The 12190-nt window shown below is 63.3% G+C and carries 10 protein-coding genes and 1 pseudogene; 6 read left to right on the top strand and 5 right to left on the bottom strand.

Features of this window, described 5'->3' with window-relative positions; genetic code table 11:
• Positions 1 to 78: 78 nt before the first annotated feature.
• Both ISS97_RS02240 and ISS97_RS02245 read left to right on the top strand, forming a co-directional pair.
• Positions 79 to 414, top strand: a pseudogene (locus ISS97_RS02240) (fimbrial protein); the annotation flags it as partial.
• Between the two features lie 311 nt (positions 415 to 725).
• On the top strand, positions 726 to 1202 hold the full coding sequence (locus ISS97_RS02245) for a YybH family protein (protein ID WP_379984723.1): 477 nt from the start codon (positions 726 to 728) through the stop codon (positions 1200 to 1202).
• A gap of 165 nt (positions 1203 to 1367) precedes the next feature.
• Here the strand turns inward: ISS97_RS02245 and ISS97_RS02250 are convergent, their stop codons facing one another.
• A complete protein-coding gene (locus tag ISS97_RS02250) occupies positions 1368 to 2345 on the bottom strand; it encodes a helix-turn-helix transcriptional regulator (protein WP_379984724.1) in 978 nt (325 codons plus the stop codon).
• 84 nt (positions 2346 to 2429) lie between these two features.
• Between ISS97_RS02250 and ISS97_RS02255 the strand changes: the two genes are divergently transcribed.
• Positions 2430 to 3065 (top strand): LysE family translocator, encoded by a 636-nt coding sequence (locus tag ISS97_RS02255; RefSeq protein ID WP_379984725.1) that lies wholly within the window; start codon positions 2430 to 2432, stop codon positions 3063 to 3065.
• 55 nt (positions 3066 to 3120) lie between these two features.
• On the opposite strand, the gene ISS97_RS02260 is transcribed toward ISS97_RS02255, so the two are convergent.
• Positions 3121 to 3600 carry a DUF3224 domain-containing protein gene (locus ISS97_RS02260; protein ID WP_379984726.1) on the bottom strand — a complete coding sequence of 160 codons (480 nt, stop codon included), beginning with the start codon at positions 3598 to 3600 and terminating at the stop codon, positions 3121 to 3123.
• A gap of 111 nt (positions 3601 to 3711) precedes the next feature.
• Here ISS97_RS02260 and ISS97_RS02265 point away from each other — a divergent pair, with 111 nt between their 5' ends.
• Both ISS97_RS02265 and ISS97_RS02270 read left to right on the top strand, forming a co-directional pair.
• A complete protein-coding gene (locus ISS97_RS02265; protein ID WP_379984727.1) occupies positions 3712 to 4524 on the top strand; it encodes a DUF6597 domain-containing transcriptional factor in 813 nt (270 codons plus the stop codon).
• Positions 4525 to 4670: 146 nt separating this feature from the next.
• Positions 4671 to 7646, top strand: a complete 2976-nt coding sequence (locus ISS97_RS02270; RefSeq protein ID WP_379984728.1) for a Kelch repeat-containing protein — start codon at positions 4671 to 4673, stop codon at positions 7644 to 7646.
• A gap of 41 nt (positions 7647 to 7687) precedes the next feature.
• Here ISS97_RS02270 and ISS97_RS02275 read toward each other — a convergent pair whose 3' ends face one another.
• Both ISS97_RS02275 and ISS97_RS02280 read right to left on the bottom strand, forming a co-directional pair.
• On the bottom strand, positions 7688 to 8674 hold the full coding sequence (locus ISS97_RS02275) for an NAD-dependent epimerase/dehydratase family protein (RefSeq protein ID WP_379984729.1): 987 nt from the start codon (positions 8672 to 8674) through the stop codon (positions 7688 to 7690).
• An 84-nt stretch (positions 8675 to 8758) separates the two neighbouring features.
• On the bottom strand, positions 8759 to 9673 hold the full coding sequence (locus ISS97_RS02280; protein ID WP_379984730.1) for a LysR substrate-binding domain-containing protein: 915 nt from the start codon (positions 9671 to 9673) through the stop codon (positions 8759 to 8761).
• Positions 9674 to 9843: 170 nt separating this feature from the next.
• Here ISS97_RS02280 and ISS97_RS02285 point away from each other — a divergent pair, with 170 nt between their 5' ends.
• Positions 9844 to 10545 (top strand): pirin family protein, encoded by a 702-nt coding sequence (locus tag ISS97_RS02285; RefSeq protein ID WP_379984731.1) that lies wholly within the window; start codon positions 9844 to 9846, stop codon positions 10543 to 10545.
• Between the two features lie 246 nt (positions 10546 to 10791).
• Here the strand turns inward: ISS97_RS02285 and ISS97_RS02290 are convergent, their stop codons facing one another.
• Positions 10792 to 12027, bottom strand: coding sequence for an alpha/beta hydrolase (locus tag ISS97_RS02290; protein WP_379984732.1), 1236 nt, complete (start codon positions 12025 to 12027; stop codon positions 10792 to 10794).
• Positions 12028 to 12190: the final 163 nt, after the last annotated feature.

Genomic DNA, 12190 nt, shown 5'->3' on the forward strand with positions numbered 1-12190 from the left:
AAATCCCACTTGTGACATTAGTGCCGGTGACGTCAACAAGATAGTGACCATGGCCCCGGTCAAAGTCAGCGATTCAACAACAGCCCAAGCATTGGCGATACGCCATTCGCCCTCACCGTCAATAACTGCCAATACAACCCGTCCTTCGCTAATTTCACCTTTACGGGAACGGCGGATGGAAGCAATGGGGTGATCTTCAAGAACTCGGCGGATGCCCCGGGCGTGGGCGTGCGGCTCTTCACCACCAGCGACAACCAGACCATTGGCGCCAACGGCACCACCAACGTGCGCAGCGTTCCGGTGGCGGGTGGCCAGGCAGTGCTCGGGTTGACGGCGCAGTACTACAAGACCGGCGCGTCGGTGGGCGCAGGACAAGTGAGCAGCAGGATAACGGTTGCCATGAGTTACAACTGACGGTTGCACTACAACCGCTGGTTGCAGTTACCCGCGTGCGCCAGGCCGCGGATGCAAGATCTGTACGGCGATCCCGCAATATGGCAACTGGCACGACCTGATTAGCATCGAGTCTCGGCCGATGTATGAAGCGTCACATGTTGTCATTCCAGCGAAGGCCGGAATTCAGTCCGATAAGCTTCGTGCAGCACCCAATATGGATTTTGTGTGCTTCGCACGTATCCTTCACTGGATTCCGGCCTTCGCCGGAATGACGAGAGGGGAGCGTAGCTGAGACTTGGCGCTAACCAAGAGATACGTAGGGGTGACCGATGAAGGCTGAAAAATTTTCCTTGTGGACCAGCGTTCTATGGCTGGTGACGAGTACCGCGGTTTTCGCTGCTTCGCCTCCATCCGCTGCGAGCGATGAGGCAGCGATAAGGCAAGTGCTGACGACCACTGAAGCAGCGTGGAACCGCGGCGATATCGCTGGATTCATGAGTACGTACAAAGATGCGCCGGATACCACTTTCATCGGCGCCAAGGTGCGCAAGGGTTTTCAGCCCATCCTGGAGAGCTACAGGAAGAACTACGCCACCAAGGAGCAGATGGGCAAGCTGACCTACTCCGACATCGAGGTCCGGATGTTGCCTTGCGCGGATGGTCATGCCCAATACGCTGCCGCGACGGGGCGCTTTCATCTTGATCGCACGGCGCATGGCGCAGCCGCCAAAGATGACGGTGTGTTTTCGCTGGTGTGGGAAAAGACCAGGGATGGGTGGAAGGTGATTCTGGATCACAGCAGCTGATAGCTCCGCTGAGTGGGTATGGCGAGTTGAGCTTCATGCATTCGTGTGGGGCTTGACCCCACCCCGGCCCTTCCCTGCTGCGGCCGTAGTAGTCCCTGTGGGACACGCAGGGGAGGGAGCGTGTGGTCTGCTCATCCCTTGCTCGTCCCGCCGCGGTTCCTCCGATCACTGTGGCGATGGGAGGGGTGGTGTGTTGGTGTCCGCCAACTTGCTCAACCGCTGGGATAACACGTTCAACGCATCCCGCAGCGCCGGTGGCTGCCGCACGCAGAAATCAAACGGCAGTCTCGCCAATTGGCGCGCCAGCCAATCGAGCTCGTCCACCTGTGCGCGCAATAGCACGCCGTCTTCTACGGGCTCGAACAAACCCATGCTGCCGCCGAGCCGTTCAAGGGCATCTTGTAGCGTGGTGTGCAAGACAACCTCGGCGGTGATCGAGCGTGGCAGCGTAGCGATACTGAAAGTGAGATGCGCCACCGCGTCGAAATTGGACGGGCGCACGAAGCCGGCGTCGAGCATATCCACCTCCGTGACGCGGTCGAGACGGAACGAACGCAGCCCTTTGCGCAGATGGCACATGCCCACCACGTACCACTGACCGCCGCGATGGGCGAGGCCATAGGGATCGAACTCACGCTCGGACTCCTCACCCTCGGCGGAGCAGTAACGCAGATGCACGCGGCGATATTGCTGCGCCGCCGTGCTGAGGGTGAACAAGATATCGCTGGCGCCTGCGGCGGAAGAGCGTGAGACATCCAGCATCACCGTCTCCGCCACGGCACGTGTGCGCCCCTTGAGCCGCTCGGGCATCACGCGTTCCAGCTTCGCTTGTGCGCTGGCGACGGCGGCGGACGCTTCAGTGAGCCCCATGCTGCGCGCCGCGAGTAGTCCCACCGACAGCGCCAACGCTTCGTCGTCGGTGAACATCATCGGCGGCAGCTTGAAGCCGGCCACCAACAGATAAGCGCCGTGGCGGCCGCGCTCGGCGGTGATCGGAATGCCGATTTCTTCCAGCGTGGCGATGTAGCGGCGCACCGTGCGCGTATCCACCCCCAGCCGGCGCGCGATCTCCGCACCGCTGATGCGACGGTGTGTCTGCAGCAGTTCGAGTACGGCCAGGGCGCGAGTAGTGGGGTGGTACATGGCGCGGAGCATAGCCAACAAACAGGGCGGATAGCGCCCTGTTTGATTCGTAGGCTGCGCCCATTCCCTCTGAGGCGCTACGCCATGATTCCCTCCCTGCAACTGGGCATGTTCTTCCTCCTGGTGCTCGGCATCATCGTGTTGCCCGGGCTGGATATGGCGTATGTGTTGGGCAGTTCGCTGATGGGCGGGCGACGCAGCGGGCTAGCCGCGGTAGGTGGCATCATGGCGGGCGGGGTCTGCCACGTGGTGATGGCGACGCTGGGGATCAGCGTGGTGCTGCAACTATGGCCGGGCGCGTTCAATGCGGTGTTGTGGATCGGTGCCGCCTATGTCGCCTGGATCGGTTATGCGATCTGGCGCAGCGATGGCGCCTTCCTGCCGACGGCCGCCGCGGAACGCCATTCGCGGTGGGTCACGTTTCGCCGCGGCGCGCTGACCTGCCTGCTCAATCCCAAGGCCTATTTGTTCATGCTGGCGGTGTTCCCGCAGTTCATGCGACGGGAGAACGGACCGCTTTGGTCGCAAGCGATCGTGCTGGGTGTCGTGATCGCCCTCACCCAGCTTGCCGTGTATGGCTTGCTCGCCTGCGCGGCGGGCGGTGCGCAGGGATGGCTGGCGGCCCGGCCGACTTACAGCAAAGCCGTGGGGCGGATAGTGGGCGCGTTGTTGATCGCCATCGCCGTGGTGACCGCCCTTGAAGGTTGGCGCCGTTTGTAGGAGCGCACCCTGTGCGCGACGCCTTTCGCGCGCTCATCGCGCACAGGGTGCGCTCCTACAGTGCATAGTCGAACGTATAGGTGTGCTTTCCCTTGTCGTCGATATGAATCACCATCGCACCGCTCAAGCCCACCAGTTCACCCGTGCCGGAATCCGGCACCACCTGCACCGACCAATCCGGCACGCCGCGATGCATGGTGGCGCTGTGCACAAAGGTGAAGCTGCCGCGTTTGCCGTGCAGGGTGCCGGTGACGCGCTCGAGCGCCACATAAGCACCCGAGCCCTGGGTCTCTGTCATGGTGGCCACCATCTCGCCCTGGCTGCTGCCGTCGAGGTCGCCGTGGAAGTGCTTGTCGATGGTCTGCCGGCCAATGCTTGTGGCCTCGAGACCAGGGGTGGCGGGTTGCGGGGTCATCTTGACGTCAAAATCGCCGCTGGCGTGCATGATCGTGGTCTCCTTGGAATTGGCTTGTGCGGCGGTGGTCAGCGCCAGGGTCAGAATGATGGCAGCGGTTCGGGGGAATCGTACGTGCATGGCTGTCGCCCTACCCTATGGCGCGGCGTGCCTCGCCGCTTTTGGATATGACAACAGCATCGGTGCGCCAATGATTGGAAAAACGCGACAGCATCACGCGGAGCCGCAGCCATGAATGCCCAGGCGGGCAAGGCGCGTGGGGTGTTGCGCACCAAGCTGGAGCAAGGCAGCTTTCAGCATGAGCGTCGGCTGCCATGCCAGCCCTTGGCCTGGCTGGTGGAGCATTTCTGGTTTGTCGGCTGGGATCTGCGCGGCTTGCCGCCACAAACGCAGGAGACTTTGCCGCATCCCAACGTGCATCTGGTGATCGAGCCGCCTCAGGCACGCATCTATGGCGTGCATAGTGGCCGCTTTACTTGCGAGCTGAAAGAACAGGGCCGCACGTTCGGTATCAAGTTCAAGGCCGGTGGTTTCTATCCGTTCCTGAAAACCTCGGTCTCCACCTTGATGGACACATCGATGGCCGTGCCCGACGTGTTCGGCGCCGGCTCCGAGTCGCTTGAGGCAGGCGTGCTGGCCGCGCCGGATGTCGAGGCCATGATCGTCCTCGCCGAGCGCTTCCTGCTGGATCGCCTGCCGCCGCACGACGCGATGGTGGAACGCGTTAGCGCCATCGTCGCCCGCATTGCCGACGACCGTGGCATCACGTCGGTCGAGCAGATAAGCGAATACAGCGGATTGGGTACGCGCGCGTTGCAGCGGCTGTTCCAGCAGTACGTTGGTATCGGCCCCAAGTGGGTAATCAACCGCTATCGCCTGCACGAAGCCATCGCGCAATTGCAGGAAGGCCGCGCCGTCGCCTGGGCCGAGTTGGCGCTGGAGTTGGGCTACTTCGACCAGGCCCATTTCATCCGCGATTTCCGCAAGCTGGTGGGGCGCACCCCGGCGGAGTACGCACGGGTGGAGGTTGGGCACGACCGCTGAGGCGATTCGCCTTCCGGCTCGGCTATGCTCCAACGCCACGGAAGGAGGCCACAGGGGGCCACGGACGTATGGGGATGGCGCAGGTTTTGCGGCGGCGGTGGCTGTCCGCGTGGAGATGCAGGGGAAACGCGTTCGGGATCTTCAGCGTGGCGCTGCTCGCTGCGGCGGGCGCCGCACATGCGCAGCAGATCTCGGGCAGCGCATTGCCGGTGGCGGAGCCAGCGCATCTTGCGGCAGTGCCTGCTGCGGGAAGCTTGCGCGTCATCGGCCGCTATCCGGTGGATACGCTCCGGCAAGCCGCCATCGCGCGCCTGCCGGATGGCAAGGTGTTGGTCTATGGCATTTCGCCGGATGCCGGTTGGCGCGATGCGCAGGGGCAACCTGTGTGGTCGCTGCGCCGTCGCTCTCGCACCGTCAGCTTTCCTTACGCTCCCGAACCGTTGCTGTGGAATCCGCAGCGGCACGGTTGGTCGAAGCTCTCGTTGCCGCCCGAATGCCACGGCGCGGCCTACCTGCACACCCTCACGGCCCTGCCGGACAACAAGCTGCTGATCGCGGGCGGTCTGTGCGATCAGTCGAAAGACGGCGCGGACGACACGTCGCAGGCGCCCTATGCCAGGCTGTCGTTGTGGAACGGCACGACGGGCGAATGGGAGCACGCCCCTTCGCTGGAGCAGCCACGCATCTATCACACCGCCACCTTGCTGGACGACGGCAGCGTGCTGTTGATCGGTGGCGAATCTGATCCGGCGCTGTCACCTGAGCGCGAACCCGTTCTGGCCAGCGTCGAGCGTTACCGCGACGACCAGATCGAATCGTTTCCCGCGATGCATGTGGCGCGCGCGCGACACACCGCTACCGCGCTGCGCGATGGCTCCGTGCTGGTGGCTGGCGGCATCGACGAACACGGGGCCGCGATAGCCTCTGTTGAACTGTGGGATGCCTCGACGCGCGCCTGGCGGGAGCTGCCGCCACTGGCGCATGCGCGCTATGCGCATACGGCGACGTTGCTGGACGACGGCCGCGTGATGATCGCCGGCGGCAATGACGAGGCAGGCCATCCGCTGGATGCCGTCGAACTGTGGGACCCGCCGCACGCGCAATGGTCGGCCGGCACGCCGTTGCTGCGCCCGCTGCAGGGGCAGGCGGCGGTGCGATTGGCGAACGGCAATGTGCTGGTGACGGGTGGTCTCTCCGCCATGGAGGCCGGCGCCATCGATTGGGCTTTGCTCTGGGACAAGGCTACGGAAACGTGGCGGCCGGCAGGCAGAACCAAACCCAACTCGTTTTTCGACGTGGGCTACATACCGACCCTTATCGCCATGCCCGACGGCAGCGCACTGGTCTTCACCCAGCGCCAGATCCTGCAATGGCGTCCGGCGACAGCCGATGCAGCGACGGCCATGGAAACGCTGGACAGCAAGCCTGCGCTGGTTGCCCTGGCGAACGGCAAAGTGATGGCGATCGCGCGGACAGAGGGCCAGACCTGGAGCGCGCAAGTCTGGAATCCTGGCAACGACAGCTGGGCGTCCGCGGGCAAGCTGGCTTATCACGATGGACGCGACACCAAGGCGATCCAGTTGCGCTCGGGCCGCGTGCTGCATCTGGGCCTCGGCGGGCAGAACGATCTGTGGTGCGAGATCGGCGGCGAAGACAGCGAGCGGTGGGAAAGCTGCGGGCACATCCCACTGGAGAAAGTCTCCGACTCGCCGATCGGTCTTGGTCTGCTGCCCGATGGCCGCGTCGTGCTGGTGGCGAATGCGCAAGAGGCGTTCGTGTTCGACGAGCGAACCCGGCAGTGGACGGCCGCGCCGATGCAATGGAACGACCACGATCTGACCTATGGCGCACCGATTCGCACCGAACACCCACTGGCGCGGCTGCTCGATACGGAACGCAACAACTGGATCGACATCAGCGTTGCCGCTGCAAGCTACTGGGAGAACGTTGGTCCGCGCGTGGACATGACGCTGCAGTTTTCCAATGGGCAACAAAAGGCGATAAGCAGCCGCCCCAATCCGCCCAGCCTGCTATGGGACCCGGTAAGGCAGCGGTGGGCCTACGTGTTGATGTACCAAAAGATGGGCGCCAACGCGCAGCTGCTGCCGGATGGTTGTGCGCTGTCGTGGCCATTGTTGACACTGTTTGATGCGCGCACCGCCAAAGTCACGACGCTGCCCGACCCCGGTATCGGGGTCAGTTCGCCCGAAGGTGCGATGGTGGCGCTGGCCGATGGCACGGTGGCCGTGGCAGGTGCACCGGATGGCGGTGTGGGCAGTGGTTTCTTTCATCGCAAGGCGAGCTGTGCCGGTTTCGCCACGGCGCCGGAAGATGCGTTGCAGATGCCCGGCATCTTCAGCGACCGTTTGCCGCCCACACCGGCACAGACACCAGCCGCACCTGTAAAACCCACGCCGCCGCCGTCGCGCACCGCTGCGCTGGTCGCACGCGTCAAGGACAATCCGTGGCCCTGGCTGGCGCTGTTGGGCACGCTGCTACTGTACTTGCTGCTGCGCTATGCCGTGTTGCCGCTGGTGCGGTATGTCTCGCGGCGCACGATCCCGCAGAAGGCCAGGGACACGTTGACGCGCGATCTGCCCAGTCCGTTTGCGTGGGGCACGCGCATCGTGATCTACGGATTGCTCGCGCTGTTTTGTGTGGTGACGGTCAAGCCGTTCCTGCATTTCCGTCATCAGCGCGTGGAAGAAGAATGCAACGCGAGCGCGTCCGCCTGTGTCGATGCACAAACAGGTCTGTTGCAAAGCGAGCCCCGGCTGGAAGCGGCGCCCGATCACCCCAAGCCCAGGATTCCCTGCCGTTACGTCGGCGTGTGGTCATCGCGCAACGGCAACCTGATGTTCCGCCTCACGCTCAAGGACGATGGCACTTACGTCGAAGAGCCCAACGAAGCGGGCTTCGGTAATCCCACCGGTTACCGCGGCTACTGGATGGTGCAGGGCGACAACATGGTGTGGCGGGACAAGGCGCGTCCCCAATTGGGCGCGGACATCAATCCGCTGTTTCCGGAAAGCGACACCCGCTTCACCCTGGTGGAAGGCAACGGCAGCCGCACCCACTTCGAGTTGATCCAGGCGACGCCATCGAGCCGCTGCACGCCGTGATACTGCTGTCGTGTCACGCGAGGGGCATCGGTCATGCGTTTCTATGGCGTGACCGGATACGGCATATCGCCGAACGTCGTGTCGTGATAGCCCTTCGCGCCCACGGCCAACGCGAGTGGACTGCGGAAATCCTGCCCTGCCGCAAGACAATCCAGCACATGCGCAAAGTGATACTTCGGCTGCCAGCCAAGCTCCTGCCGTGCGAGGTCGTTGACATAAACACGGTCCACGCGCGGAAACATGCGCCATCCATGCGCGCTGTACAGCGCCTGGAAAGAAGGGAACAAACGCTGCACCACGGCGGGCGCATCGCGGTGCAGTAGCGCCAGGTCTTCCGCTGCGAACGGCGGGGTGGCGGAGATGATGTAGCGGCCAAAGCCAATGGCCGGCGCGCGCTCGATCGCGAGCAGATGCGCGCTCACCACATCCTCGATATCCGCGCGACGGTAGAGCAGTTCGTTCGCTTGCGCATTGGCGATGTCGTAGGCATCGCGTGTTTCGGCGTGATCGTCCGCCTCGGGAAAGAAGCGCGAGGTGCGCAATACCAGCACCGGTAGGCGCTGTTTGCGGTGAAACAGTTCACACAGGTTCTCGGCGGCGAGCTTGGTGGTGCCGTAGATGTTCTTCGGTATCGGCGCCACGCTTTCGGTGATCCACGCTGCCGGCTGATCCGTGCCGGGTGTCAGCGCGGCGCCGAAGGTGCTGGTGGTACTGGTGAATACGAACGCGTTCACACCGGCGGCAACGGCTTCCTCCAGCAACGCCAGGGTGCCGCTGATATTGGTGTCGATAAAGTCCTGCGCCGAGTGCGTGGCCACGTGCGGTTTATGCAGCGTGGCGGTGTGAATCACTGCACTCACGCCGCGCATGGCCTTGCGCACGAAAGCGCGATCCGCGATATCGCCAACCCGCTGCGTGAATGGCGAAGGTTTGCGATCGATGCCGATGGCGCTGCGCGAGGCGGCATGCAAGCTACGCATCAACGCTTCGCCGAGATGGCCGGCGCTGCCCGTCACCAGAATGGTCATGGTTGTTCTCTCGGTGTGTCAGCTTCCGGTCGCTTTAGTATGCCGCTTGGCTTCCACTTCCTGGAATGGTGGCAGGCTCCGCGATCAGCACGACAGTGCGAGCAATCGATCGAGCATGCCCGCGCGCCGCATCCGCTCGATCCACCAGCGCAGCGCGGCTCCGTCCTCGCCGGTGCGCCAGGCGAGATAGAAGGTCTCGGCCGGCTTCGGCTCTTCCACTTCCTTCACGATCAACTCGCCGCTGCGTACCGCCGCGCGCACATAGGGCTCCGGCAGAAAACCGAAGCCGAGACCGGCGCGCTGGTAGTCGTACTTGCTGCGGATGTCGGGCACGGTCAGCGCCTCCTGGCCATACAGCAGGCCCACGGTGCGCGATATCAGCTTGCGCGCCGTATCGCCGACCGCGATGGCGCGGTGCTGTTGCAGATCCAGCTTGCTCAGCGGATGTGGCACGGCGGCGAGCGGGTGGCCCGGCGCCACCACAAACACAAACGGCATCACGCCCATCGGCTCGGCGATATAGCCACCACCGGATGGCCCTTCGCCGGCCGCGCCGATCAACAGATCCGCGCGCCGTTCAAGCAACGCCTCCCAGGTGCCAGACAACGCCTCCTGTCCGATGCGCAGACGGGTGCGATCAGCTACCTGATAAAAAGCCTGCACGTCTTCCTGCAAAGCGATCGGTGCAAGCAGTGAATCGATGCCGATGGCGAACTCGGTTTCCCAGCCGGAGGCGACGCGACGTACGCGCGCTTCCAGATCCTGCGCAGCGCGCAGCAGATGCCGGCCTTCCTTCAACAGCTCCTGCCCGGCGCGGGTCAGTGCCACCTTTGGGCCACTGCGCTCGAACACCGTCACGCCAAGGTCTTCCTCCAGCTTGGCCACGGTGTAGGAGATGGTGGAGGGCACCCGGTGCAGCTCTTTGCCCGCCGCCGCGAACGAGCCGCGGCGGTCGATAGCGTCCAGGATCTGCAGGGCGTCGAGGCTGAGTCTGAGCATTCGAAAAATTCGATGATAGGGCGGAAATCTTTCCGCTTTTTGCCAGGGGTATGGGGGTTCATACTCTCTCCATCAACCATCGATGGCAAGGTTTTTCGGGGTTTATAGCCCGAAATGCCGGCCTCCACAGCCGCCATCGATTCCATTGCATATAGAGCCGGAGGTTTCCCATGTTGCACGTACGCAGAAGCGAAGAACGCGGTCTGGCCGAGCACGGCTGGCTGTCGTCCCGCCACACCTTTTCCTTTGCCGAGTACTACGACCCCAAGCACATGGGTTTCGGCCCGCTGCGCGTGATCAACGAAGACCGCGTGCAGGGCGGCCAGGGTTTCGGCACCCATGGCCACCAGAACATGGAGATCATCTCCTATGTGCTCGGCGGCGCGCTGGAACATAAGGACAGCCTGGGCACCGGCTCGGTCCTGCGCTATGGCGACGTGCAGCGCATGAGCGCCGGCACCGGTGTGCGCCACAGCGAGTTCAACCACGATTCGAAAGAAACCGTGCACTTCCTGCAGATCTGGATCATGCCGGAGCAGCAGGGCGTGAAGCCGAGCTACGAGGAGAAGCACTTCGACGAAGCGTCAAAGCGCGGGCAGTTGCGTTTGATCGTGTCGCCGGATGGCCGCGAAGGTTCGCTGCGCATGAACCAGGACGGGTATCTCTACGCGTCGATCCTCGACGGCGCCGACAAGCTTACCCATGCGCTGGCGTCGGGCCGTCTCGGCTATGTGCATGTGGCGCGCGGCAGCCTCATCGTCAACGGCACCCCGTTGAAGACTGGCGATGCGTTGAAGATCGAGAATGAAAGCGGCATCACACTGGAAGGTGCGGAGTCGGCGGAAGTGCTGGTGTTTGATCTGCCGCGGTAATGAGGGTGTGATCGTGGTGCCAGTCGAGCCGCCCCACCTCAGCCCCTAGCTCCCTCCCCTGCTTGCGACGCAAAGCTAGTCCCGTGGGACAGGGGAGGGTTGGGGAGGGGTGAGTACTTGAGAAGGCCTTTCCGTGTGAGCTTTTCCCAGGAGCTCATCCCTTCCCAGTTTCTCCCTACCCCACAGGACTAGCTTCGCGTCGCGAGTAGGGAGAAATGCCCGCTGAGATGCGCCACTCATCGAGACTCAGGGCGAGCCCGCTTTCGATGCACCCCGCGCCCCCGCCAACGGCCGCACATACTCCACCAGCGACATCAGCGTTTTCCCCGGCTCCTCATTCATCACCTCGTGCGCGGAGTCCTCAAACCACACCAGTCGCTTCGACGGCGCCCGCACCTTCTCAAACCACGCCGCGGCAAGGCTCGACGAAACGTTGTAGTCGTGCCTGCCCAGAAACAGGATCAGCGGGCAATCGAGCTGCCCGACCTTGCTCAGATCCAGCGTCACGGCATGGCTGAGCAACTTGTCGACCGAGTACCCGCTGGCCTCGCCGATCAAGGCAACATCACGATCGGTGTATTCGGGCGACAGTGACATGGCGGCGCTTTCCGCCTGGCCGCCCGTTCTGCGGTACACCATGCCGCCGTACTGGTTGAGCCACTTCCGCTGGATCATCAGATCCTTGAGTGCCACCGGTTTTGTTCCCTGGGCATAAGGAGCGATGGACCCCAGTTCCTTGATGGCTTCCGCATTGCCCGCCTTGCGCGCTTCCGTCATCGCGAACTGCCACCCTAGGCGCTCGCTCTCCGGCATGTTGGTCATCTGGCCGATCCCGATATAGGCGTACAGCCAGTCCGGATGCCGTCGCGCAACCTCAAGGCCGAGGTAAGAACCCCATGAATGGCCGAGCACAAAAATCTTCTCCTGGCCGAACTCCTTCCGCAGCCACGCCACCATTTCTTCGGAGTCGGCGACCATGCGTTCCGGCGTCATCGTAGGAGCCACTGCGGCAGGATCGTTGTCCGCATAAGTGCTGCCGGCGCCGCGCTGATCCCACTGCACCACGGTGAAGTATTCCTCCCAGCCACGCTGGAAATACCAGCTCATCGGCATCGAAACCCAACCGGGTCCGCCGTGCAGCACGAGCAGTACGGGGTTTCGCTTGTCATTGCCGCGAATGCTGACCCATTGATCGATACCGCCGATACGCACCTTCTCGTGCCGCTCCACACCATCAGGCGTCACGATGCGGCGCATGTCGGCGATGATCTTGATCGCCTCGGCACGGTTGCCAGGCGAAGGCGGCTCTTCGGCGCGCAGGCATGAACTGCCAAGGCACAAACCCAGTACAGCGACGAACGATAAACATCCAATGCGCATGGCACCCTCTCTCAGCAGAAGCGCTGTCGGGTCGGTGTAGCAAGACGCGTACCGACCTACGCTGATCGTTGTATCAAGCCATTTTCGTTGCGCTGTGGGCACCCATCCACTGTCCGCGGACAAACGCGCGGACGCCCGAGGGCAATGGACGCGTCGCCGACGCTCCATACGACGAGCGGTTGGATCCATGCAGAAACGGACCGGGTCTGCGTGCACTCTGACTGACATGCCGCATGTTGATGCGCACCGATTGGCAGACCTCTAA

This window comes from Dyella koreensis (assembly GCF_044904565.1).
GTDB lineage: Bacteria > Pseudomonadota > Gammaproteobacteria > Xanthomonadales > Rhodanobacteraceae > Dyella_D > Dyella_D koreensis.

Excerpts from the sequence above, each read along its gene's own strand:
- ISS97_RS02265 (WP_379984727.1), top strand. The coding sequence starts at position 3,712 with ATGAATGCCCAGGCGGGCAAGGCGCGTGGGGTGTTGCGCACCAAGCTG.
- ISS97_RS02250 (WP_379984724.1), bottom strand. The coding sequence starts at position 2,345 with ATGTACCACCCCACTACTCGCGCCCTGGCCGTACTCGAACTGCTGCAG.
- ISS97_RS02280 (WP_379984730.1), bottom strand. The coding sequence starts at position 9,673 with ATGCTCAGACTCAGCCTCGACGCCCTGCAGATCCTGGACGCTATCGAC.
- ISS97_RS02245 (WP_379984723.1), top strand. The coding sequence starts at position 726 with ATGAAGGCTGAAAAATTTTCCTTGTGGACCAGCGTTCTATGGCTGGTG.
- ISS97_RS02285 (WP_379984731.1), top strand. The coding sequence starts at position 9,844 with ATGTTGCACGTACGCAGAAGCGAAGAACGCGGTCTGGCCGAGCACGGC.
- ISS97_RS02275 (WP_379984729.1), bottom strand. The coding sequence starts at position 8,674 with ATGACCATTCTGGTGACGGGCAGCGCCGGCCATCTCGGCGAAGCGTTG.
- ISS97_RS02255 (WP_379984725.1), top strand. The coding sequence starts at position 2,430 with ATGATTCCCTCCCTGCAACTGGGCATGTTCTTCCTCCTGGTGCTCGGC.
- ISS97_RS02260 (WP_379984726.1), bottom strand. The coding sequence starts at position 3,600 with ATGCACGTACGATTCCCCCGAACCGCTGCCATCATTCTGACCCTGGCG.